Origin of the sequence: Desulfoluna spongiiphila (assembly GCF_900101345.1) — a bacterium.
Classification (GTDB): domain Bacteria; phylum Desulfobacterota; class Desulfobacteria; order Desulfobacterales; family Desulfolunaceae; genus Desulfoluna; species Desulfoluna spongiiphila.
The window spans coordinates 26,436-50,018 of the sequence record NZ_FMUX01000002.1; the positions used below are offsets into that span (position 1 = coordinate 26,436).

Consider the following 23,583-nt stretch of genomic DNA (forward strand, 5'->3'; position numbering starts at 1 on the left):
GGCAGGGACCAATGGTCAGCGTTTCGATGATTCGATGCGCCGCTGAAGCAGCCTGTTGACCCTGGCAATGAACCGCTCGTAATTGACCGGCTTTGTCATGTAATCATCCGCACCGACACTCAGCACCTCCACTTCCGATTTCAAATCTTCGTTTGCCGTCAACATGATGACCGGGATCATGCGGGTGGCAATTTCTGCCTTGAGCTTTTTGATGAGGGTGAGCCCGTCCATTTCCGGCATCATGTAATCCGTTACGATGAGGTCCGGCATGGCTTGGTAGACTGATTTCAGCGCTTCAGCACCGTTTGAGGCTTTGATTATTCGGTAGTTCTGGGTTTTTAAAAGGTGGGACATCATTTCGAGTTCGATTTCGTTGTCGTCGACGACCAGCACCGTGGGATGCCCCACGGCCGTGACGTGGGACGTGGGGTCAAAGGCCGGGCCGGTGGTGACGGTTGTGGTCTCTGCCGTCTCTCTGGCCTCTGCGGGGGCGGGGGTCTCCTGGTCAAGGGATTCCGGTGAGGCCACGCGGAGAACCTCTCCGATGGTTGTCAGGCCTTGCCGGGCCTTGTGGACACCATCCATGAAAAAGGGCTGGAACCCCTCTTTCATGGCCTGCGCCTTGATGATGGCTGCCGACACGTCTTTTTTGATGAGGGACTGCACCGACGGGGTGACCCGCAGGATTTCGTAGATGCCGACTCGACCGACATACCCTGAATACCGACACGCCTCACATCCTTCCCCTTTGTAGTATTGGATTTTTTCCTTTCCGTTTCCTTCTCCAGGGATTTTCTCCAGAAACTGGGCCGACAGCTCATCTGTGGTTTTGCACTTGTCACAGATGCGCCTGACCAGCCTCTGCCCGATGCAGGCCACCACGGAGTCCGCCACCACAAAGGCATCGACTCCCAGGTCCAGCAGGCGGGTTATGGCCGACGGCGTGTCGTTGGTGTGCAGGGTCGAGAGGACAAGGTGCCCGGTTTGTGCCGCCTGGCAGGCGATGCCCGCGGTTTCTCCGTCCCGGATTTCTCCCACCATGACAATGTCCGGGTCCTGCCTCAGGATGGATCTGAGGGCTGCTGGAAAGGTGATGCCTGCCTTGGGGTTGATCTGGCCCTGGTTGATGCCGTCCACTTTGTATTCAACGGGGTCTTCCACGGTAATGATGTTGACCTCCGGCGAGTTGAGGCGGTTCAGGCAGGCGTACAGGGTTGTGGATTTCCCGCTGCCCGTGGGGCCGGTGACCAGGATGAGGCCCTGGGGGGAATGAATGCTGGCCTCAAGGTCCTGGTAGTGCTTTCCCTGAAGGCCCAAGTTTTCGAAGCTCATCTTCGCGGATTCAGGGTTGAGAATCCGTATCGTTATTTTTTCGCCGTAGGATGTGGGGAACGAGGAGACCCGAAGGTCATAGGCGATTCCTTTGTATTTTACCTGGGCTCGGCCATCCTGGGGCTTGCGCCGTATCGAGATGTCCATGGAAGAGAAGACCTTGATTCGCGACACCAGGGCGGAATGGATGAGCTTGTCTGTTTTCAGGATCTCACGCATGATGCCGTCGATGCGGTACCGGATGATCACCGAGGCCTGTCGCGGTTCGATATGGATGTCGCTGGCTTTGAGCTTGACGGCGTCGGCAAGGATGCTGTTGGCAAACCGGACCACAGGGGGATCCTCGGCGATGCTGGTCAGCGCCCCCTTGTCCAACTCCTTTTCGTGGGATTCGGTGGTTTTAATCACCTCGATCTGCGCTTCACTTTGGGGGGACTCATCGAAATGGAGCCCTTTCTTGGGGTAGTATTTGTCAATGGCAGCCAGCACATCGCTTTGGGGTGAAACTGCTATTTTTATGCGTTTTTGTGTCATGAAACGCAGGTCGTCCAGGGCGTAGAACTCGAGGGGGTTGGCCATGGTGACCACAAGTTCGTCGTTTTCCTCTTTGGTGGGCAGGAGCAGGTAGGTTTCGGCTATTTCCGCAGAGACCTGGGAGATCACCTTGGGATCGATTTGCATCTCGGGTAAGTGGAGGTACGGGATGTTCAGCTGTGCGGACAAGGCCCTGGCGATCTGGATGTCATCCACGATGCCCATATCCATAAGGATCTGCCCGATTTTTTTGGGGGTGTTTCGTTGGGCGTTCAAGGCTTTTTCAAGGTCTGCGGGAGCAATAACCCCGGCTTCGACCAGTATGTCCCCGAGTTTTTTATGGCTGTGCGCATCAACGGGATTTTCTTTTTCGGCTTCGGGCTTTTTCATCTCTCCTCCTTGGGGTGGGGCACGCCTTCCATGGGGCGGTGTCTGCGATGGCAGGTTGTCTCAAGGGCTTGGTCACAAAAACTCAGGAAAGGGACGGGGATGCATTGATGATGAAAGCAGCAAAAGCGGGAATGTTACTAAGATGATAGGTCATTTTCTCATACGCAGGGAGAAAAGTACATATGGCGACCCTTTGATTGTTTCGCGGGAAAGGCGCCCCCGGATCAATGGGAGATCTCGGGTTTTCTCCAGACGCTTTTTTTGGTGACACCGGGCTCGGGCTCAAGGACGGCATCAAAATCGAAGCCGGGAAACCGTGCCTCGACTTCGTCCCAGAGCCGGGAGAACCCCTGGGCTTCCGTGGGGACGGAGCACCCCTTGCCGTCTCCCACAAAAACCAGCCAGTAGGGGGGAATGGGCGGGGACTCCAGGGCGTTGATGAGAACAATTTCGTGGATCTCTTCCCAGGGGACCGCTTCCCGTTGTCGCCGGGGGTGTTCGCAGGCCAGCTCATGGGGGGTGATCATTACTTGAAAAGGTTCTACCTCCTCATCCTGAGGGGGGATCTCCTGATTCGGGTTGTAGATCAACCGAAGGACAACCAGAACGACGACGGTGCAGACCAACAGGGCAACAAGGGCTGTGGGCATGGGGCCTCCCGAGGGGTAGGGTCACAAGGGCTCAGCAGGGCAGATGACCGGAGAGGGCCGCACAGGGGAGGGGCGGCCCATTCTCCGGGGTGTGTTTATGTTCTCACAGGCGGAGGAAAAAGTACATACGGAGCCATGGCCGTTGACCGGAGCGCTGTCCACAAAAGCTACAGGGGCGATTGCGTGACATAAAAGAGCATACCGAACAGGTGGGAGAGGCTTCCTGCAAGGACAAACACGTGCCAGACAGCATGGTTGTACGGCAGGCGTTCCCAGAAGAAGAAGGCAAGGCCTGCCGTGTAGGCGATACCCCCTGCGAACAGCCAGAAAAAGAGATCCCGTGGGATGGATGCCAACACAGGCTTGATGGCAATGACCACCACCCATCCCATGGCCGCATAGAAAAGGACCGATAATTTTGGAAACCGGTCTGCAAAGAGAAGCTTTGCAACAATGCCGGCAAAAGCCAGGGCCCAGATGAGGCCGAACAGTGTCCAGCCCCAGGGGCCGCGCATGGGCCCTAAGGTGATGGGCGTGTAGGTCCCTGCGATGAGCAGGTAAATGGCGATGTGATCCAGGGTCTGGAACACGCGTTTGGCTTGTGTGTGGACGATGACATGGTAGGCGGTTGAGACAAGGTACAAAAGGATCAGGGTGGTGCCGAAGACGCCGACCCCTGCCATGAGCCAGCCGTCTTCGTGTTTTGAGGCAAAGATGAGCAGGAGTACCATGCCTGCAACACTTACGGCGGCACCGATGCCGTGGGTGAGGCTGTTGGCGACCTCCTCACGGCGGGTTTGGGTGGCCGGATCATCGGTTTTTTTGGGGGGGGGTGTTTTTATATTCATGGGCAAGCTTGACCTGTATTGACTGTTTATGCCCAGGCCGAAACGGCCTGGCAGGCGGCGGCAAAGACCACCGCAGTGATACAATGTTATGACGCAGGACACGCTATTTTATCATGAATCAGGTTGGTTGGGCACGGGTTTGTGGTGGTCGGGGATCATAACGACAAAGCCTCCGGCGGCCCTGCCGGGGGCTAAACTTTTAAAAAGTTTAATAAACAGGTTTTAAAAACAAACTCAGTCCAATCAAAATCAAAGGCGAATGTTATTTTTCCCGAGGAACGAGGGGGAAAGCACATTCGCAATCTGCTTTCAAGGTGGCACACCTCGCCGCCGGAGGCATTGCTTTTGTTTTTGTGAACCCTCTGTGGCCAGGTTTTCCATAGCCGTATGTTGTTGCATTGACTTGGTGCGGGCCACATCATCGGTTTCCATGACCCGCATCAGCGCGGCTACTTGGTCGGTTACTTGATCGGTGGTTACCGCCTCTGTTTTCCCGTTTCCCAGGCAGCCTGAAACTCTTGGGCGGGCATCCTTGATTTGACGTGGGACAGGAGGCCCTTCGGAAGCTTCCAGGCGTCGAAGAGCCCCGCTCCAAAGCCGGAGTGATGAAAGACCCTGCTCAGGTGGGTTGCGGCGTCTTCGTTGTTTTTTTCCATGGCTGAGACGGACGCGTCGGCAAGGGAGAGCAGCAGGGCCAGGTGGGTTTTATGGACCCGGTCGGCAATCTGGCGGGCATGGTTCAGGTGGGCCGTCGCAGCCTCGTTATCCTTGGCCCGGCAGGCGCAGAAGACCATGCCCAGGTGGGCGGAAAACCGGGAGAGGCCGGTTTCCAGAACCGCTTCAAGTAAGGGACGTGCTTTTTCCGGGGCCCCTGATGCAATCAGGATGAGCCCTTTTAAAGCCTGGGCCCTCTGGTATCTGGCCCGGGCAAAGCCAGAGGCCTTGGCGATGCCAAGGGCTTCCTCTGCAAGGGCTGCGGCTTGCTCCAGATCCCCTTTGAAAAAAGCAATGAGTCCCAGCTCTTCGCAGGAAATCACCATGCCGATGGGGGCGTTGAGTCCTTGAAACGTGTCTGCAGCCTCCTTAAGGTGGGCCTCTGCAGTGTCCAGGTCTCCGAGGCACAGGGTTGCAGAACCGATATTGCCCATGGCCCAGGCGGTTTTGATGCGGTCTCCTGTGCGGGTTGCCCAGTGATGGCTCTCCCGGAACCGCTCCCTGGCCTGCTCGATCCTGCCCAATGAGCGCAGGCACAGCCCGATGCGAAGGGAGACCCAGAAGGCGTCCTCCACACCGGGGTGGGCCGCCAGGCTCAGGCGAAAGAACCGAATGGCCCGTTCATGGCGTTTCTGCCTGTGGGCCAGGGCCCCCAGCAGCAAAAAGGCCCTGGCCCTGCCTTGATCATCCCCTTTTTTGACGGCTTGTCCCAGGGTGTCGCGGGCAATCGCTTCGAGCTTATTCTCCTCATCACCGGGGCTGACGTTTTTATCCTGCGTCCTGGGGGGGAACCCTTGCGTCTGCATGTCGAACCAGCACAGGAGGATCAGGCAGAGGCGGGCGTCCGTTTTGGCTTGTGGTTCGTCCATCAGGCGTTCTTTGGCCGGGCGAAAGAGCGCTTCCCCTTCGTGGTACCGGGTGTGCATGTCGAAGTAGACATACAGGCCGGTGGCTGCGCGGCACAGGGCGTTCAGGTTTCCCTGGGACGCGGCCCGGAGCCACGCCTTGCGGATGTTGGCGATATCCGCGTCCATGGCACGTCGGCAGGCAGGCATGTCCCGGCTTGTCAGTTCTTTTACCCGGTTCTGCACCAGGGTGAGGTAGTACTCCATGTGGGCGTTCTGCATGGGGAGGCGGTGGCCCGAGGCCGTCAGGCGCTCGTCGGTGTACTGCCGCAGGAGGGGATGGATGCTGAATCGGCCGGTTTCGGGGTCGGCCCTGAGGATCGATTTTCTTGCCAGGCTCGCCGTGGTCTCGGCTGCCGTCCCGTTTCCCATGCCCGTTACCTTTGCCACGGCGTCCAGGGTAAAGCCGTCCCGGAACACCGTGAGCCTTTTCATGGTCTCTTTTTCCTTGCCGGGCAATCTCTGCCAGGAGGAGTCGAATACGGCGCGCATGCTCCGGTGTCGGGGGGGCAGGTCCTGCATTCCCGTCTTGAGAAAATCCAGATTGATTCGGATCTCATCTGCGATGGCCGACGGGGGCAGGGTGTCCATCCACCCCGCGGCAAGGATCAGGGCCAGGGGCATCCCTCCCGTCATCTCGCAGAGTTCGGCAACGGCAGGGTAACTTGAGGGGGTCAGCTTCGTATCGGGGTTTACCATCCTTGCCGTTGCCAGGAAAAGGGCCAGGGCATCATAGGCCCCTTCCGCGTTTTTAAGCCCCTCATCATCCGGGGCCTGTTCGAACATGTCCGGATGCGACAGGCCCGAGAGGGGAAAGAGGTGTTCTCCTTTGAGCATCAGACGGGTTCTGGAGGTGGCCAGGATGGTGAGTCCCGGGGCTGCCTCCAGCAGGTCGGCTGCCAACAGGGCCCCTTCGGGCAGATGTTCGCAATTGTCCAGGATCAACAGAAGCGTCCTGGGGCGAAGGAAGCTCGCGAGTTGTGTCATGGGGTCCGTTGTTTCATCGAACCAGAGCCCGAATGCCTTGATGAGGTCCGATACCAGGGCGCTTTTCGAGGCAAGGTCCGCAAGGGAGATAAAAAAGACGCCGTGGGCAAATCTGTCGGCCGCACAAGCTCCAGCATGGATGGCCAGCCGGGTCTTTCCGATGCCTCCCGGGCCCGTCAGGGTCAGCAATCTCACCCCGGGGGAGGTGATTCGGTCGACAAGGTCGTTGACCTCCTTGCCCCGGCCCACAAAGGCCGTGGCCTGGGCGGGAAGGTTGGTGACGGGCAGGCGCAGTTTCTGCTTTTTGGCGGGATGTCTTTTGCTTCGGATGGATTCCGAAAGGGCCACGGTCTCTTCGTCCGGCTCGGCGGCCAGTTCGTGTTGGAGCAAGGCTTTGCATGTCTCAAACTGGCGCAGGGCAGCATCCCGCCGACCGGTCTGCATGAAAAGTGCCATGAGCTGCCTGTGGGCTCCTTCGTCCAGGGGGTCCAGCGCCACCAGGCGTCGGGCAATACCCAGGGCCTCTCCGTCTTTTTCCAGTTCCATGTACCTGCCGGAAAGCCCTTTCATGACCTCTGCGGCCTCACGGTTGAGGGCCTCGGCCTCCTCGAACTGCCAGTCGTCGAAATCGGGCGCATCCTTGATGTTGAATCCGGCGAGAAAAGAACCCGTGCAAAGGGACACCGCCTCTTCCATGGCCGGAAGGCTTCCCTTCCTGCATGGTGCCAGCAGGGATCGGAACCTGACGACATCCACCCGGAGGAGCTCGTGGGGCCGCGCTCCGATGCTCTTTCTGTCCACCGCCAGCCAGGTATTGCCAAGGCTGCCGGTGATGTCCGACAGGGCCCGCCGAAGGGACGCTCGGCCTTTGTCCTGCTCATGGTCCGGCCAGAACAGGTCGGCCAGCTTCTCCCGGGTATGGGGCGTGCCCGTGACGGCAAGGTAGACCGCCAGGGCAACGGATTTACGTCGGGATACCCTGATGGGCTCGTCGTTCACCGCGAACCGGGGGGCTCCGAAACATTGTATATGCAACGTGGTCATCATTCTTTTCTCCTGTGGAGAAGGTACCTTAACCCCCTGTGTTTCACAATTTTTATTCAGCGGCAGTATTCCTCTTCACATACCCAAACGTCCCTTTGGTAAACCCGTCCTTGGACAACATCTTGAAATATCATGTAAATCGGTTTTCGATGATCGATGTGGGTTGCCCCGGGGCCAAAAAGCGAGTCCCTGGGCCTTCGCGCATTTTGTCACGCTTTCCGGGACGTTTTGGGGACGGTGGCCTGGTAGGGTGTGGGTAAACGGTTCAATGCGACATCACTGCAATTTGACATGTAAGGAGGAGGTTCCGATGAGTGCCAACTGGGTATTGCCTGCGCTTGTAACCCTTGTGTGCTGGGGGCTGTGGGGTTTTATCCCCAAACTGACCACCCAATACATCAACCCCATGAGTGCCATGATCTACGAAACAATCGGGGCCGCCATCGTGGGGCTGGTCGTCCTCACCCTGGTGGATTTTCGGCCGGAGGTCCACGTGAAGGGGGTGTGTCTGGGCATCACCACCGGGATCATCGGCCTCACCGGTGCCCTGGGCTTTCTCTTTGCCGTCAAGTCCGGGAAAGTGGCCGTGGTGGCGATGTTCACCTCCATGTCCCCCATCATCACTGTGGCCCTGGGCTGCCTGGTGCTCAAAGAGCCCGTGACCTTCAAAGAAGGCCTGGGCATCCTCAGCGCCTTTGCGGCCATCTTTTTCTTTGCCTCGTAGGGCGCATTTTCGATGGAAAATCAGCCTCCGGCGGCAAGGTGGGGGCACCTTGAAACCCTGTAACGAATGCATGGGGGCCGCCGTTATGCATTCGTTTTCGTGGCATTCGCGTGGGGGGTGACATTCAGTAACAGCCTTTGCAGGAGAGGTCTGTTTCATTTTTATGAAAGGACTTAACCGAAAAGTTTTTGCGGAGCTTTTTTCAACTTATTAGGAGGAACCATGCACAAAAAGACGATGAACAGCACAGAATTCAGGGACAGGCTCCGGGCGTTCATGGAGGCCCTTGGTCTGGACGAAGAGCCCATGGGGCTTTTTTATACCGACAAAAAGCCCCACCGTGCGGTGTCTCCCAAGGCGCAGGTTCCGGTGAGTCGCCTGCCGGAAGAATCGGACGGAAGCCTCAACTGGCTTTCGTGCGCCCTGGGCACGGTGAGGCGGGCGCGCCGGAACAAGGCCCCGGCCTGTTTTGACGAGGCTCATTACGGGTGCCTGGGTGCCGCCTTTTACATGGGGTTTAAGCCTTATTACGAACCCTTTGAGCCCGCCCTGATTTCCACGGGGATTCCTGGCGAAATGGAAGGCGAATGCTACCTGGACTCTCCGGAAAAGGGCAAGTCGTTTTACGACGGGGTCATGCCACCCAAGGCTGCGGGGTCACACCTCGTGATCCAGCCCCTGAGCTTGTTTGAAGATGGTGAGCTGCCTGAGATCGTGATCCTGTTTCCCCAGCGGGAGGCCATGATCGCCTTAAACGCCCTGACGGTGTTCCTGACGGGAGACAGCGATGCGGTGCGGATGCCCTTCGGCCAGGGCTGCTGCGGGATGATCTCTTGGCCGCGGCGGTACCGTGAGGAGGGGTGCCAGCTGGCTGTTATCGGAGGGTTTGATATCAACGGCCTGCGGTACCTCAAAAAAGGGGAGGTCTCCTATGCCGTTCCCATTGAGCTGTTTACGACCATGGTGTCCCGATGGGAGGAGGGGATGCCAGGGACCCGGGCCTGGAAGCGGGTGAGGGGCGGATGACCCGGGCGGGCCGAGAAGGGAAATGAAAACGCTGGCGATTTGTGATAGGAACACCTGACAACGATACCCTCAACGCCTGCAAGGAGTGACACCACATGGTTACAGTTGATTCCCCGGCCCTGTGCCCCGCCCTGGTCACCGAGATTCTTGAAGGGAACGCCCTACCCCTTCTTCGAACGGATGAGCTGGATTGGGTGCCTTTAAAGCCTTTGTGTGAAGGTCTGGGGCTGAATTGGGCCGGAGAGCGGAGTCGGCTGAAGCACGACCCGAAATTAACCTGCCGGTTTCTGCCCATGGACGGCTCGGACGGCAGGGCCCGTGAGTTTCTCTGTCTGCCACTTTACCAGCTCAGCGGCTGGCTGCTCTCCGTCAATGCCGATCGGGTCAGGGAAAACGTTCGGGAGACGGTGCGGGCGTTTCAGAAGGAGAGCCTGGAGGCATTGTTCGGGTATTGGCACGGGGCCCGAGGTGGGGCTGAATCACAGGAGATCCCTGGTGAGAGCGATAAAAAAACGGAAAGGGGCGCCGTGGATATCACGACAGACGGTGCTGACGTTCAAGGCGATCAGACCGCTTCCTTTGACGACTCTCCCGTGGTTGCAGAGGCCGGAGATGAGGCGGAAACCCTCGAAAGCCGGGTGACGAGCGTGATTGAACAGGTTCTGGGGGCCTTGGGGCGGAATGGATCTGTTTCCTGAGGGACAGGTATACAAATCATACCTTAAGGCCTCAGTGATTTGACCTCAGGGATATGGGGTAAAGCGCTGCGGTATTGAGCTTTCAAGGTGGCTCACCTTGCCGCCGGAGGCTTCGCTTTTGTCTGTTTTCGTTTTTTGCACCGCCTCTTCATAACTGCGGGCGTCCCAGAAAAAAAGCCGCACAGAGTGCGGCGCTCCAAATCGTTTGCCTTCCTTTTACCCTCCCGAAAATCTACCTGCGAGCCTCCAGAAGGTGGAGGATCTGATCGATTTTATCGTTGGTGGACTGGTCCATGAGCGAGGCCAAGTGAATGGACAGGTAAAAACCGACAAACGGGATGAGGCTGAACAACCCGAAGAGAACTGGGCTTCGTCCTTTTCGCTTTGCAATGACGATGTTCAGGATAACGATTGGGCTGATAAAGATGAGCAAAGGGATAAATGCCGCAGGATCATGGTGTTCGGGTTGCATGGACAGCTCCTGTTAACGGTGAAAAGTGGATTTTATATCGTTTTGTTTTAATGTGGTCAGAATGGTATCGAGTTTTTGATCCGGAGATGAATACGGAACCTTCCTGATGTCGATGACGACCGTTCCTGCAATGAAATCATGCAGTGCTCGCTTTCTTTGGTTGAGCAACATGGTCAAAAATTCACCCCAGATCCATACCTGATAGACGCCGTTAATCCAGCCGTAGAGAGATGGGACCATGCGATTGAGGTAAACGTTTTTTTTAAACCATGTGAGCCCCTCATAGGATGGGTCTGTGATGTGAAAAAGGGTGTAAACCTGAACCATGGCGAGGCTCATCCCAAGAAGGGCATCGATGCTATGCCTCAGGATCGCTTCTTTCCAGTGAATGTTCTCTCCATCTGTTCTTCTCACACGGATTCCCACCATCAACTTTCCAAGACTGCCGCCATATTTCGCGTTCATGACGATCATGTATGCCGCATACATCGCGGTGTGGGGGATGAGCATGACCAGCTGCAGGGTCTTGGAGTGGGAGGATACCCAGAGAATGAAAACACTGAACGGAATGAGTATGAGACAGTCCAACATGTGTGCCCCGAGTCGTTTCCAAAAACCAGCATAGTGCATGAGAATTAACCTTTGCCGATGGCTGTTTTACTGACAACATTGAACATGTTGTGTTTCGATCTATGACTTGTCTTCTTGGCTGGGGGTGGTGTGTGCCTGTCGTGATAACATACACAAAGGATAGGGGGATAATCAAGTTTTGTCGGGGGAAGTATTGCTGTTGATGTCTTTGAAATGTTTTGCCTGAGTGGTTATGCCCTTGCCGCCCGCGGGGCGTTTCTGGAAAAACGTCCGCCTTGGGCTACGCCATGACAAGCTGCAAAAATGTTCCTAATGGAAAAAGTCGAAATTATTTCTGCGGAGCCTGGAAAGGCTTGCTTAAGACCTGTTTATCAAACTTTTCAAAAGTTTGGCCCCCGGCAGGGCCGCCGGAGGCTTTTGCTTTTATTGTTTTTCCATGCCTTTGGTGGAAAGGGTGTCCTGGAGCTGCCGGGCTTCTTCTTGTGTCAGCCAGCATCGCGGGTCGGAGCCGAGGTAGTCTCCGGTGGCGTAGGCCGCCCCACGGCAGCCGCCGCATGCGAACTTGTAGCGGCACTCACCGCATTGTCCGTTGAGAAAGGATCGTGAGTAGCGGAAGGTGTTGAACTTTTCGTTTTTAAACCAGATCTCTTTTAGCGGCCGGTTCTGGATCCGGTCTACGACCACGGGGAAGTAGGGGCAGAACTGCACCACCCCCTGGGGGTTGATGTACATGAGGGAGAAGGCCACGGAGCACCCCGTGACGGCGACCCCGGAAAAGAGCTCCTGGTCGGACTCCACCTCATTCAGCCGTTCGGGGTTGACGAGGAGCTCCGGGAAGGGGTCGCTGAAGCCCACGGTGAGTCCCAGTTCATTGCCTTTTTCCCACACAAAGCGGCTGACGTCCCTGTGTTCCAGGGGATCGGAGATGGCCCCGGTGGCATTTCCGACGGGCACCACGTAGCGGAAGTTGAATGTGGTCACCCCGTGCTCCTTGATCATGACAAGGAGCCGTTCCACCTCATCCTTTCCCTGGCCGAAGTAGGTCATGCGGATGGCAAGGGGCACTCCCCGGGCGGTGAGAAGGTCCACGGCGGAAAGGGTTCGTGCAAACGAGCCCTTGCCCCTCACCGGATCATGCACTTCCGCCGTTGATCCCTCCATGCTGATATTGAATCCGTCCACATACCGGCACAACTCCTCTTCGTTGTCTTTTGTGATGAGGGTGGCATTGGTTAGAAGCTCGATGGAGAGGCTGAGGTTGGTCTTGATGTGGTCCATCAAGGCAATGAGATCGTCTCTCATCAGGGGCTCGCCACCGGCCATGGCCAGGGCTGCGCCCGGGGCCATTTGGTCTACCTGGTTCAGCATGTCCACGGCCTCGGCAAAGGAGAGGTCCCTGTCGTTGCGATCCAGGTTGCTGGCACGGCAATGGCGGCAATTCAGGTTGCATGACGAGGTGGTGTCCCACTGGATGATCTTCGGTGGATGGGTCCAGTTTGCGTCCATGGCGGATCCTTTCTCGAAGGTTGATGTGGCAAGGAAAAATGAATTGAGCTGCCCCGGGTGTTGCGGTTAACGGCAAAACATTACAGGGTTTTCATGAGGTCGCATCCGCCGCAGGGGCCCTCTGCCTGATTCTTGGGAGGGGTGACGACATCGCATCCGCCACAGGGCCCTTCAGCCGTTTTCTCCGGTACTTTGATGACAAGGTCGCAGCCACCACACGGCCCTTCGGCCGGCATGATGGGAATATTATGATTCTCCGCTGCCAGTATCATGTTCTTCAGCTCCGATAAGTTCAGAGCCTCGGCGTTTTTTATGATTTTCTTTGGCATCACATAGCCTCCCCATGTGTGTCATGGTTTATGGGTATGCGGGGCAGCTCAAAGAGTGTTCATCAAAAACGGATTTTTTAATGATGGAACAGTGCCTGCTTTTTTACGGCAGGTCGTGGCTGTTGAGCTGGAAAGTCCCTTGGGAAGGCATGGCAGGCTCGACCGATGGGATCGGCCGTCACTCAGGGTGAAACCGGACGTGGTTGTGGTGTGGGGTTTATGTGTTAATATATCTTTATTTCAACGTATTATCAACGCAATGTTGCCGCGATTGTCCGGCGCTTTAAGCGAGTTTTCCGGCAAACTGTCTGGCCAGGGCGATGAGGGTGAGGACGGGCGGGGTGCCACCTGAAACGGGCATGATGCTGTTGTCGCAGATGTAGAGGTTTTCGATATCGGTTTGGAGGTCGGTGCCCACCACCCTTCCCATGGCCGCGGTGCCGCCGGGGTGACCGCCGATGCCTTTGGCCACGGCGATGGTGCCGGGGCGCACCCCGGCCCGGACCATCACGGCTTTGGCTGCTTCAATACCTTGGGCCATGAGGGCCTCGTCCTTGGGGGTGAAGGCTTTGTGAAAGGAGCCGTCGGCACGGATTTCGCCGGTGGGCTCGTCGCAGAGCTTGACGAACATGCCCGTCAGTTTTTTCATGCGGGCGCCCCGGGGCAATGCGGAAAAATTCTTTGCGGCCACCTGGGCCACAAAGGCGTTGACGGCGCCGACGTTGCCGAAGACAAACTCCCCTTTGCGGGATTCGTCGGCAAAGGTGTAGGTGATTTCCCGAAAAGTGCCTGATCCTTCCTTCATCTCGCCCAGGAGAACGGCCATGGGGTCGGTGAAAAAGTGGGTACCGGCCCCTTTGATACCGGACCAGTGAAGGATTTCAGGCGTCCCCATGCCCCCTGCCGCAAGGACGACCCGGTGGCAGAAGACCGTCAAGGGGCCGTCGTCGGTTTGGGCGCTGACCCCGTTTACCATTCCGTTGACGTGGAGGATCTCCCGAACGTCGCAGCCCGTCACAAGGCGGGCACCCTCATCCACCGCATCGTTTACGTAGGACCGGGCGGTCCATTTGGCGCCCCGCTTGCACCCGAAGAGGCATTTGTCGCAGTGGGGATCGCAAAGGGCGGAATCGATGAAACGCGCCTGGGGCTTCATGGCATGGCCCAATTCCCCTGCGGCCTCCACCAGTCGCCGGGTGCCCGGATAGTTCTGGTAAAAATGATCCGGCACGGGCCGGATGTTCAGCTCTTCTTTGACCTCGGAAACCTCGGCCGCCAGATCGATGCCGAAGTCATCCTTTAAGAACGACGGCGGGTCGTAGGCGTTGCCCGAGTAGATCATGGTGGAGCCCCCGGGGGTGATGCCCCTTCTTACCAGGATTCCCTGCCTGGATCTGCGGATATCGTACATGGCTGCATAGGCCAGGGGGTTGCCCACGGACCAGTCCCGGGCCTTTCCCTTCTCCAGAAGCACCACTCTTTTTTCTTTTTTCGCTAATTCCCGCGCCACCGTCGCTCCCCCCGGTCCGGTCCCGATAACCACAGTTCCCGTTTCCATCATGCGCATGATCGTCCCCCGTTTTGAGTGATAAAAAATAAGCCTCCGGCGGCCCTGCCGGGGGCTAAACTTTTAAAAAGTTTAACAAACAGGTCTTAAAAATGATTGTTGAGTCATTTTTGATTATTTAAGGCGGATGTGATTTTCCCCGAGGAACGAGGGGGAAAGCGCATTCGCAAGCTGGGGTCCAGGGGATCATCCCCTGGCCGCCGGAGGCAGGCTTTTTATCAGTTTTTTGCGTTAAGCAGGTGATCCACCAGGCGTTTGCCGAAGGAGATGAGGGTGATGACGGTGGGGCGGTCCAAGGCTTCGGGAAAGACACCGGCGTCGCAGACATAGAGGTTGTCGATGGCCGTGCGCAGGTTGTCGTCCACCACGGTGCCGATGCCGCAGGTGCCGCTGGGGTGGGCGCCCCGCACCGGGCTTGCCACGAGGGTCGAGGGGTGGCAGCCCGAGGCGGTGAGGATTTCGGAAGCGATCTCTTTGCCCATGGCAAGTTTGTCGAAATCGGCTTGTGTCAGCTCTTTGGACACCTGGCCCCTTTGATCCACCCAGCCGCCGGGTTTGTCTTTGACCTTAATGAGGATTCCCACCATGTGGTCGTAGTGGCGGCCTTTGGGCAGGTGCCTGAGGCCTGTTTTTCCGAGACTGATGAGGGTCATGAGTTTCGGGTCGATGAGGGTGCCCATGCGGACGCCGTGACTGTCGCAGAATTCCCAGGTGTCCACGCTTACCAGGGGGTCGGTGTGGGAGCCTTCAAAGGGGGAGATGCCGTACAGGAGCACCGTGGGGTCGATGACGCAGTGTTTGCCGGCGGTGTCGATGCCCGCTTTGAGAAGGAGGCCCGGGGTGGGGATGCCTCCGGCTGCAAGGATAACCGTATCTGCATAGAGTTCTTCTGTGTCCCGGCCTGCAAGGTTTACCCGCACGCCGGTGGCCCTGCCGTTTCTCATGAGTATCTCGGTGCATTCGGCCCGGGTCCTTAAGTGGGCTCCGTGGGCCACCGCATCTTTGATGTACTCCCGTGCCGTCCATTTGGCACCGCAGGCACATCCCAGGGAGGTCCCCGCCCCGCACTGGCAGCCGTCCTTGACTTTGGTCAGGTCAAAGAGCTTGGGGGTGGGCGTCCACTCGTAGCCCAGGTGGTTGGCCGTCTCCATGATGCGGCGGGAGGCGCTGCCCAGAAGGGATTCGGGCAGGGGGGCGGCGTTAAGCTCCGACCAGGTCTGCTCGGCATAGGGGGTGAGGTCGATGCCGTAGCGCTCTTTGAGCCAGGGAGGCGGCATGGCCGCAGAGGCCGAGTAGACCGTTGTGGCTCCGCCCGTGGAGGAGGCCATGAGCATGGCCACGCCCTCCCTGCTTTTGAAAAAACCGGCTTTTTCAACAATGCTCAGGGCACCCTTGTAGGTTCCCAGGTTCTGGTGGTTTTTTCCCTTTTCAAGGAGCACCACCTTTTTTCCGGCCATGGCAAGGCCCCGGGCCACCGTGGAACCGCCGGGTCCGGAACCCACCACGATGGCATCGTAGGTGTGTTGCATGGAAATCCCTCCTGTAAGGATGACGCGAACAGGTCGTGTGAAGTTATTCTCGTTGTTTTTTATGGGGCATGCCCTGGTGGTGCGCCTGCACCTAATGCACGGGGGCGCAGCAGACAAACCGGACGCCATATCAGGCGGACAAACCTCCACATGGCGCAGTACGTTGCCATGGGTGGTTATATTCGGGATGAGGCATGGTGATACGGACAAGAAAAAAGGCTGGATTGCAAAGACATTGGGGTGTAAACGGCGCGAAGTGGCCAACCGAAACAGGGGTGACCCTGGGCTTCCTCGGTCGGTAATGCTCAGCAGGAAAGTGAGTATTTGTTACTGAATTCTTTGCTTATACTACGGGAAACGTTGCTCGGATTCAATATGTTTATGGTACCCATTCAGTTTTCTGAAACAGTCCTTTATGGTTGACACCGAGTGAGCCACAGAGGGCCCGGAAAAAAATAAAAACAATGCCTTCTATGGTTAAAACCCGATGAACCACAGAGTCAAAAGGGGGAAAAAACAAACGCGATGCCTCCGGCGGCGAGGTGTGCCACCTCGAAAGCAAGTTGCGAATGCGCTTTTCCCTTCGTTCCTCAGGGAAAATCACATTCGCTATTGATTCAGATTAAACCGAATCTGTTTTCTAAAACTTGTTTATTAAACTTTTTAAAAGTTTAGCCCCCGGCAGGGCCGCCGGAGGCTCTTTCTTTATCTGCACAGGGCGTTTTGGTTTCCTTGCGCTTCCCTCATGGCCAGGGTGCCCAGGACCCCTGCTGCCATGGCAAGAGAGAGGGAGCAGGCAAGGGTGATGCCGGGCCAGCCCCACAGGGCCCACACCGGGCCGAGGACCATGGACGAGAGGCTTCCTCCGCCGATGCACACAAGGATGTAAAGGGAGGAGGCGCTGCCCAGGGCTGTTTTGGGGACGCTTGCCCCGATGAGGAGAAAGATCAGGGGCTGGCAGCAGTAGGCGCCGGCAAAGAGCAGGAGGAGGCCCAGGGTGATAAGAGGCACGGACTCGGACCAGCCCATGAGCTGCAGGGCCACAAGGCAGATGCCCAGGCCCGGCAAGCTCACTTTGTAGGGCCCCGTCTGCTGGGAGATGCTCCCTGCAAAAGGGGCGATGAGAGCGGTGAGGCCGGCCAGGCTGATCCATCCCACCTCCCCTGCGGTGAAGAAAAAGGGCGGGGCCGTGAGTCGGTAGGTGAGGAAGGTGACCATGCCGAGGAACCCGAAGAAGAGGAAAAAACCGGTGGCGAAAAGGGCCAGGGGCTTGGGTGTGCACACGAGGCGGATGGCACCCAGGTAAAGCTCGGAGAGCTTTCGGGGAGCCGGTTGCCTTCGGGGCGTGGTTTCCATCAGCCAGGCATATGCTGCAGCCCAAAGGACCATGAGAAGGACGGCCACGATGCGAAAAGCCACACGCCAGCCCAGGTGGGCGGTGAGGAGCCCCACCGCCACCCGGCCGAAGACGATGCCCAGGGTGCCGGAGGCCACCACGGCACCGACATAGAGACCGAGTTTTTTTGGAGGGGCCAGAAGGGTCATGTGGGGGATCATGGAGGCGGGGACCAGGGCTGCGCTGAAGCCGATGAGCCCCATGGCGGTTATGAAATAGGAGAAACTGGGGGCGACGGACGCCAGAAGGATCGCAGCCCACAGGGCCGTCAGGCCTGTGAGGGCCATCTTCGGCAGGTCAAAACGGTCTGCCAGGGGGCCGATAAAGAAGAAGGCCGCCGCGTAGCAGAGGGAGGCCACGCTAAAGGCAAACCGGGCCCGGGCGATGTCCAGTTGAAAGGCTGTGGAGATCTCCAGAAAAATGGATTGGGTCATGAACACGGTGGCCACCGCGGTCATGACCATGAGGCAGGTGGTGGCGGCCTTTGCCCTCAGCGATGGGGGGGATTGGGGGGCTTCAGGCATGGTCCGTCTCTTCTGCGGCAAGCAGGGTGTCAAGGGTCGTGAGAAAGCCATGGAGGTCGCTTTCATCAATGGTGAGGCTGGGGTCGAGTCGCAGGGTGCTGGCCTCCGGCCTGCGGCCCACCACGTAGCCGTGATCGAGCAGGTGTTGATGAACTTTGGTGGTAAAGGGGGTACCGGCGGTGTCCTTAAAGTCCACGGCCACCATGAGCCCCCTGGCCCGGACGGCTTTGAGATGATCGTACTTATTCATGGCGGTATGGAGCCCTTGGGTCAGCAGGGCCGAAAGCTCGTTGCTCCGCCGGATGAGGTCGTCCTCTCGGATGATCCGAATCACTTCCCGGGCAATGGCGGCCCCCAGGGGGTCGTTTTGGTGGGACTGGGAATAGGGGATGGGGGTGCCCAGGCGTTCCATGACCCGCTTCGAGCAGGCGGCGACACTGACCGGATAGCCGTTTCCGATGCCCTTGCCCATGGCCACGATGTCCGGGACGACATCGTAGTGCTGGTACCCGAACCAGCGGCCTGTCCGACCGATACCGGTGGTGACTTCGTTGACGATGAGGAGCCCGCCGTTTTGGTGAATGGTCCGGGCCAGGCCCTCAATGAGTTTTGTCGGAGGGAATCGCACGAACCCCGAGGAGCTGCCGGGTTCAAAGAGAAAGCCCCCGACGGATTCAAAGGGGATGTTTTTCCACAGGTCGCAGGCGCTGCTGCACGGCCCCTGGTGAGGGCAGGCTTCGCATCCGGACCAGTCAAAGGGGAGCCATGCCTCTTTTCCCCGGGTGCTGGCCGAGCCGTAGGCACCGAAATAGGAGTCGGACATGGTCAGGAATAAGGGGCGCTCCGAGAGCTGCCGTGCCACCCTGACGCCGTACTCCACGGCCTCGCTTCCGGAGCAGAGGAAGGTGCAGGCGCCGCCTTCAAAACCGTGCAGGGCAAGGATCTCCAGTGCGGCTTCGTCCACCACCTGGCTTGAGAAGCTGAATCCTGTGTGGGCCAGGCGCTCGGCCTGCCCGGCCATTACCTTGAGAATCCTCGGGTGGGCGTGCCCCACGGAGGTGCACCACACCCCCGATTCCAGGTCTGTGTATCGGCTTCCGTGCTCGTCGTAAAGGGTGCAGTTTTTTGCGGAGACGATGGGGCCTATGCGCTTTTCATGGCCGGGGTACCAGATGACAGGGTCCATGGTCGTGTCCTTGTTGGGGTTGGTGTGAGCTTGTCACCATACTGCGGGTGTTGCCGGGAGAAAAGGCACAGTCGCTGTGATTTGGCATGGGTACAGTTTTACCCCGGGAGAAAGCAGAAGGATACAAAAGGACAGAGCGCCGTGTCGCGATGCCTTCTATGGTCAAATTACATGGGAAAAGCCTCCGGCGGCGAGGTGTGCCACCTTTAAAGCAGGTGGCGAATGTATACAAAAAGAGTTTTTAAGACCTGTTTGTTGAACTTTTTAAACGTTTAGCCCCCGGCAGGGCCGCCGGAGGCGTTTCCCCTTAGTCTCGGGCCATCACCGATTTGACCAGGGTCGCAATATGCACGGCTTTTTTCCCCGCTTCGGTCTTGCGGGAGGTGTAGTTCATGTTGAAAATACAAAAGGGGCAGGTGGAGACGAGGGTGTCTGCCTCGGCTGTGTTCAGGACTTTGCCTGCGATCTTCATGGAGAGGGGGGCGTCAAGGGAGCGGACCCCTGCGCCGGAGCCGCAGCAGAGGGCCTGGTCCCGGTTTTCGGGCAGCTCCGTGAGGGTGGCGCCGCAGGCGGCCAGGATCTCGCGGGGGATGTCGTAGAGACCGTACTTCCGGCCCATTTTACAGGCGTCGTGGACGGTGACGGTCTGATTTGCCGCGTTCAGGGTGAGGCGTCCGGCGTCCAGGAGTTCTTTGATCACCTCGGCCATGTGGAGCACCTTGATGTCGAACCCTTCCAAGAGCCTGGGGTAGTAGCTGGAGAAGGCCCGGTGGCATCCTGCGCAGGGGACGATGATGCGTTTGATCCCCGATTTTTTGAAGGTCTCGGCCATCTCCGTGAAAATGGCTTTGGCTTCGTCCCATTTCCCGGCGTTGTAGGGGTAGATGCCGCAGCAGTACTCGTCCCGCAGGAGTTTCACGTTTTCCCCTGCGGCCATGAGGATCTCCAGGGAGGCGGCGGCTGTTGCCTTGTCCATGTAGGAGGAGAGACAGCCCACGTACAAAAGGGTGTCCCCTTCTGAGTCTTCGAACCGGATTTTTTCCTTAAGGTGCTCGGGAACCCAGGCCAGGCGTTCCTCGGCGGGTTTACCCACGGCGTTGCGGTTTTTAAGGAGGCCTGCGATCATTTTTTCATGTTTGGCAAGGGGGCCGAATCCTTTTTTGACCATCATGACCTTTCCGTCGGCGATGGTCTGGGAGATGGGGATCTCCTGGGGGCAGACCGTATCGCACCGGCCGCATTCGGTGCAGTAGTAAAGGGCCTTCACCTCGTCGGGGAGGGGGGCATAGCCTTTGAGGCTCCGGCCGATGACGGTGAGGCGCTCCATGGGGTTCATGGCGGGGCCGTCTGCGGTATCGGAGGTACAGCACACCTCCAGGCAGGCCTCGCACTGGATGCATTGGTTGGTGGAGTCAAGAAGGGCAGGGACATCGATGAGATCGAAGACGGACATGGCACAAACCTCCGGGAAAATCAGTGATGGAGAAAGACGCGACGGCAAAGGTCATCATCAAAAACATACGTTTGATTTCTATGCCCGGAAGGAGGAGAAAAGCAAACAAAAATTGATCTGCGGGCCCGGGGCGGGACGCAAGGGGTGCTGCTCGGGTGGTAGGGGCTTGCGCAAAAAACAAATGGCCAAATCCCACAAGGATGCCTTCGGCGGCCCTGCCGGGGGCCAAACTTTTAAAAAATTTGACAAACAGGTCTTAAGCAAGCCTTTCCAGGCTCCGCCGAAATAATTTCCACTTTTTCGCGTGCATTTGAAACGTTTTTTGCGGAGCTTTTTTTCAAAAAAACGACCCGCCGGAGGCAGGCTTTTCCATGCATTTTAACCATAGAAGGCTGAACTATCCGGGCTCAAGGCAGGGCAGGGGAGTGCGGAGGCTTTGGGGTGAGGCGTGTGGGGCATCTGGGGAATCAGCTGGCTTTCAGGAGGTCGTCCAGGGCGTCGGGATTTTTTCCGATCCATGTCAGGGCGGAGGCCCAGTCCCGGAACACCCCCACCTTGAACGGGACAAACCCGTTGGTCAGCTGCTCGTACATACGGCTTGTGCCGAAGGTGCGGTCGGCGGGGGCCACGATGGCGTTTCTCGTGACCTTTGCCCCCTTGGGGATCGGAAGGGTTTCGGAGTATTGTGCCATCTTTACGATATCCTGCCTGGAAAAGTCAGTCTTTAAGTCTGTGATATCGGTGATGGTGTCAAAATCATGGGAATAGTCCGGGTCTTTGCGCATGGCATCCAGCTGGCGGATGGTGTCTCGGGGTGATGTCTCACCCCGGTTCCAGATAAGAATCAACGCCTGTTCCGGTTCGATGATGTAGTCGATCATGGGGGGGCTCCATTGCTTCTTGAGGAATGCATATGGGCTGAAGAAAATAAATTTCAGCCATATTGCGTTTACTCCAAATGAAGGCAATGCACAACTTTTTTTACTGAAAGGCGCTCGGGCTATAGTTGTTGGGGCTTGGGTTCCACCAGCCGGCTGGCAAGTTCTTCACCCAGAAAGACAACGGATTCGATGTCCAGGTGGTCGGTGACGGTTTCATCGAACATGAGCTTTGCCTTGGCCTCGAATCCCTCCTCCATGTCGGCGTCCCAGAAGAGGAGAATGACGGGGACCCGTGGAAAGGGAGAGAACAGGAAGGCGATGTCGGCCGAACCCGCGTTTTCTGTTTCCACGGTGCCGCCCTGGTCCAGGGCCCTTTCCTTAAGCAGGAGAAGGTTGTCGGAAAAAGCCCGGGCAATGGGCTCTTCCACGCTGTCCACCATGTTTTTGATTTTTGAGGTGGTGTTGGGAAGCTCGATGAACCCTTTCCACCGGCCTGTGGGGCGTCTGGTTCCGCCCTGGGCAAGGTGGTTGAGGATGAAGACCTGTTCCCAGCGGGTGAGGGCAAGGCCTTCACGGGTGGTGATGGCAAGCTCCCGGATAAGGAGGGTGTCGGTGAAGTAGGGGAGATGGAAAACGGGCACGTCCCTGTCCATGACCAGCTCGCCGCCGAGCCGTGCCTGAAAGGTGGCGGGGTCCATGCTTGACGCACGTTCCCTGGCCCATGCCAGGGCGTCTTCTGCCATATCCCGTCGGGTCCATTTTCCCTTGGCGTATTGTTCCTCAAGTTCAATGGAGCAGCGTTCCACGGTTTCAGAAGAGAGGTAGGGGCACTCGGAGAGGGAGAGGCCGTCGGCAACGACCTGTCCGGCAAAGGCGATGCAGGTGGGATGGCCGCACTCTCCGCAGTTGGTTTTCGGCAGGATATCACGGTAAAGATCGACAACGGAAAGAGCCATGGTGTGCCTCCGTTAGGGTTGTTCTTCCCACGTGATGCAGTCCGCTGGGCAGTTTTTGATGACTTCGTCCACCTCTGGTTCAGGGTAGGTGTCCAATTCCATGACCTGCACGTAATCGTTGGTGTTGATGACAAAGACCTTGGGACACAGGTCGGTGCACAATTCGCACAGGACGCAGTCGGAAAGCTCGACAATGGGGGTACGCTTCATGGAATGATCTCCATAGGGTTAAGACGGTATTTCTTCAAAACTTTCGGGACTATATCACGTAATTTGAAATAGTTCAAAATATGGGTGGGCCTGCGGCTGGGGAGGCCGCAGGCCCTTTCTGTTCCGGGTCGGGAGAGGAAGGGAACAGGTTTTTTTTATTCGCCGAAATAGCGCTTCAGGAGGCCCGCAAAGGCCTGGCCGTGGCGTGCTTCGTCTTTGCACATCTCGTGGACGGTGTCGTGGATGGCATCGAGGTTAAGCTGCTTGGCGCGGGTGGCCAGGTCTTTTTTCCCCTGGCAGGCGCCGTGCTCAGCTTCCACACGCATGGTCAGGTTGGTTTTGGTGTCGCCGGTTACGACCTCACCGAGAAGCTCGGCAAATTTGGCTGCGTGCTCGGCTTCTTCAAAGGCGATGCGCTTGTAAGCTTCGGCCACTTCGGGGTAGCCCTCACGGTCTGCCTGGCGGCTCATGGCCAGGTACATGCCGATTTCGGTGCACTCGCCGGTGAAGTTGGCGCGAAGGCCTTCAACGATTTCTGCGTCCACGCCTTCGGCTACGCCGATGACGTGTTCGTCGGCCCATGCAAGGGGGCCTTCTGCCTGCACCTTGAATTTGGATGCAGGGGCTGCGCACTGGGGACATTTTTCGGGAGCGTTATCGCCTTCATAAACATAACCGCAGACAGAGCATACATACTTGGACATGGTTCATTTCTCCTTAGGGAATTCGAGATCTAATGTTCGAAAGTTGACTTCAGATCGTATGGTTTATTTTTCATCATTCATGCGACCTTTGCATCGTCGCGTTGTGTCTGGGTAGTATGCGAGTGGCGTGCCAAAGTGAAATAAAAAATGCGGGCCAGGGCATTTTTTTTGATTCTTTTATGTCTAATGGCCTGAATCCACAGGTAAGTTTTTTTGCCTCGTGTGCTGGCCTTCCGTCCCGTGCCTTGTTCCGATTCCGTGGCTGTCCCGGTGGGGCGATCTGACACGGTGATACGGGGGTGGGGCGAGGCAGATTTTTAAAAGTTGTGGAAAATACACGAGATAAAAGTGTCTCGGGATATAAATGAGACAGGGGTGGCCCAGGGGAGGTTAATAGGACATAGGGCAGATGGTGAGTGGTGAAGGG

The 23,583-nt window shown here is 57.6% G+C and carries 21 protein-coding genes; 4 read left to right on the forward strand and 17 right to left on the reverse strand.

Annotated features, from left to right (window positions below; all coding sequences use genetic code 11):
- Nucleotides 1-15: 15 nt before the first annotated feature.
- The 4 genes from BLQ12_RS03245 to BLQ12_RS03260 all read right to left on the reverse strand — a co-directional run bounded on the left by BLQ12_RS03245 (nucleotide 16) and on the right by BLQ12_RS03260 (nucleotide 7,407).
- Nucleotides 16-2,256, reverse strand: a complete 2,241-nt coding sequence (locus BLQ12_RS03245) for an ATPase, T2SS/T4P/T4SS family (protein WP_092208218.1) — start codon at nucleotides 2,254-2,256, stop codon at nucleotides 16-18.
- A 224-nt stretch (nucleotides 2,257-2,480) separates the two neighbouring features.
- Complete coding sequence (locus tag BLQ12_RS03250; RefSeq protein ID WP_092208220.1) at nucleotides 2,481-2,906, reverse strand: hypothetical protein; 426 nt, start codon at nucleotides 2,904-2,906, stop codon at nucleotides 2,481-2,483.
- 167 nt (nucleotides 2,907-3,073) lie between these two features.
- The gene (trhA, locus tag BLQ12_RS03255) at nucleotides 3,074-3,754 is read right to left on the reverse strand and encodes a PAQR family membrane homeostasis protein TrhA (RefSeq protein ID WP_092208222.1); all 681 of its coding nucleotides are present in this window, start codon (nucleotides 3,752-3,754) and stop codon (nucleotides 3,074-3,076) included.
- Between the two features lie 476 nt (nucleotides 3,755-4,230).
- Complete coding sequence (locus tag BLQ12_RS03260; protein WP_092208224.1) at nucleotides 4,231-7,407, reverse strand: AfsR/SARP family transcriptional regulator; 3,177 nt, start codon at nucleotides 7,405-7,407, stop codon at nucleotides 4,231-4,233.
- A 307-nt stretch (nucleotides 7,408-7,714) separates the two neighbouring features.
- Between BLQ12_RS03260 and BLQ12_RS27275 the strand changes: the two genes are divergently transcribed.
- The 3 genes from BLQ12_RS27275 (at nucleotide 7,715) to BLQ12_RS03275 (ending at nucleotide 9,852) form a co-directional block, all read left to right on the forward strand.
- Nucleotides 7,715-8,128, forward strand: a complete 414-nt coding sequence (locus tag BLQ12_RS27275) for an EamA family transporter (protein WP_175469463.1) — start codon at nucleotides 7,715-7,717, stop codon at nucleotides 8,126-8,128.
- A gap of 222 nt (nucleotides 8,129-8,350) precedes the next feature.
- Entirely contained in the window at nucleotides 8,351-9,154 is an 804-nt protein-coding gene (locus tag BLQ12_RS03270) for a DUF169 domain-containing protein (RefSeq protein WP_092208228.1), read from the forward strand.
- A gap of 95 nt (nucleotides 9,155-9,249) precedes the next feature.
- Nucleotides 9,250-9,852 (forward strand): phage antirepressor N-terminal domain-containing protein, encoded by a 603-nt coding sequence (locus BLQ12_RS03275; RefSeq protein ID WP_092208230.1) that lies wholly within the window; start codon nucleotides 9,250-9,252, stop codon nucleotides 9,850-9,852.
- Between the two features lie 232 nt (nucleotides 9,853-10,084).
- Here BLQ12_RS03275 and BLQ12_RS03280 read toward each other — a convergent pair whose 3' ends face one another.
- From BLQ12_RS03280 to BLQ12_RS03320, 9 genes are all read right to left on the reverse strand, one after another.
- Complete coding sequence (locus BLQ12_RS03280) at nucleotides 10,085-10,324, reverse strand: hypothetical protein (protein ID WP_092208232.1); 240 nt, start codon at nucleotides 10,322-10,324, stop codon at nucleotides 10,085-10,087.
- Nucleotides 10,325-10,336: 12 nt separating this feature from the next.
- A complete protein-coding gene (locus BLQ12_RS03285) occupies nucleotides 10,337-10,954 on the reverse strand; it encodes an RDD family protein (RefSeq protein ID WP_092208234.1) in 618 nt (205 codons plus the stop codon).
- 384 nt (nucleotides 10,955-11,338) lie between these two features.
- On the reverse strand, nucleotides 11,339-12,421 hold the full coding sequence (locus tag BLQ12_RS03290; protein WP_092208236.1) for a radical SAM/SPASM domain-containing protein: 1,083 nt from the start codon (nucleotides 12,419-12,421) through the stop codon (nucleotides 11,339-11,341).
- A gap of 80 nt (nucleotides 12,422-12,501) precedes the next feature.
- A complete protein-coding gene (locus BLQ12_RS03295) occupies nucleotides 12,502-12,750 on the reverse strand; it encodes a hypothetical protein (RefSeq protein WP_092208238.1) in 249 nt (82 codons plus the stop codon).
- Nucleotides 12,751-13,033: 283 nt separating this feature from the next.
- The gene (locus BLQ12_RS03300) at nucleotides 13,034-14,317 is read right to left on the reverse strand and encodes an FAD-dependent oxidoreductase (protein WP_092208240.1); all 1,284 of its coding nucleotides are present in this window, start codon (nucleotides 14,315-14,317) and stop codon (nucleotides 13,034-13,036) included.
- 218 nt (nucleotides 14,318-14,535) lie between these two features.
- Nucleotides 14,536-15,846: an FAD-dependent oxidoreductase gene (locus BLQ12_RS03305; protein ID WP_175469464.1), complete on the reverse strand. Its 1,311-nt coding sequence runs from the start codon at nucleotides 15,844-15,846 to the stop codon at nucleotides 14,536-14,538.
- Between the two features lie 705 nt (nucleotides 15,847-16,551).
- Nucleotides 16,552-17,766, reverse strand: coding sequence for an MFS transporter (locus BLQ12_RS03310; RefSeq protein WP_175469465.1), 1,215 nt, complete (start codon nucleotides 17,764-17,766; stop codon nucleotides 16,552-16,554).
- Complete coding sequence (locus BLQ12_RS03315; RefSeq protein ID WP_092208246.1) at nucleotides 17,759-18,952, reverse strand: class-III pyridoxal-phosphate-dependent aminotransferase; 1,194 nt, start codon at nucleotides 18,950-18,952, stop codon at nucleotides 17,759-17,761. The genes BLQ12_RS03310 and BLQ12_RS03315 overlap by 8 nt, the downstream gene beginning before the upstream one ends.
- Before the next feature lie 307 nt (nucleotides 18,953-19,259).
- The gene (locus BLQ12_RS03320) at nucleotides 19,260-20,405 is read right to left on the reverse strand and encodes a (Fe-S)-binding protein (RefSeq protein ID WP_092208248.1); all 1,146 of its coding nucleotides are present in this window, start codon (nucleotides 20,403-20,405) and stop codon (nucleotides 19,260-19,262) included.
- On the opposite strand from BLQ12_RS03320, the gene BLQ12_RS03325 reads away from it, so the two are divergent.
- Nucleotides 20,404-20,694 carry a hypothetical protein gene (locus BLQ12_RS03325; protein ID WP_092208250.1) on the forward strand — a complete coding sequence of 97 codons (291 nt, stop codon included), beginning with the start codon at nucleotides 20,404-20,406 and terminating at the stop codon, nucleotides 20,692-20,694. The genes BLQ12_RS03320 and BLQ12_RS03325 overlap by 2 nt on opposite strands.
- A 178-nt stretch (nucleotides 20,695-20,872) precedes the next feature.
- Here BLQ12_RS03325 and BLQ12_RS03330 read toward each other — a convergent pair whose 3' ends face one another.
- The 4 genes from BLQ12_RS03330 to BLQ12_RS03345 form a co-directional block, all read right to left on the reverse strand.
- Nucleotides 20,873-21,286 (reverse strand): hypothetical protein, encoded by a 414-nt coding sequence (locus BLQ12_RS03330; RefSeq protein WP_092208252.1) that lies wholly within the window; start codon nucleotides 21,284-21,286, stop codon nucleotides 20,873-20,875.
- 119 nt (nucleotides 21,287-21,405) lie between these two features.
- On the reverse strand, nucleotides 21,406-22,242 hold the full coding sequence (locus tag BLQ12_RS03335) for a DUF3786 domain-containing protein (RefSeq protein WP_092208254.1): 837 nt from the start codon (nucleotides 22,240-22,242) through the stop codon (nucleotides 21,406-21,408).
- A 12-nt stretch (nucleotides 22,243-22,254) separates the two neighbouring features.
- Nucleotides 22,255-22,452, reverse strand: coding sequence for a ferredoxin (locus BLQ12_RS03340; protein WP_092208256.1), 198 nt, complete (start codon nucleotides 22,450-22,452; stop codon nucleotides 22,255-22,257).
- Nucleotides 22,453-22,607: 155 nt separating this feature from the next.
- Nucleotides 22,608-23,156 carry a ferritin family protein gene (locus BLQ12_RS03345; RefSeq protein WP_092208258.1) on the reverse strand — a complete coding sequence of 183 codons (549 nt, stop codon included), beginning with the start codon at nucleotides 23,154-23,156 and terminating at the stop codon, nucleotides 22,608-22,610.
- Nucleotides 23,157-23,583 lie beyond the last annotated feature (427 nt).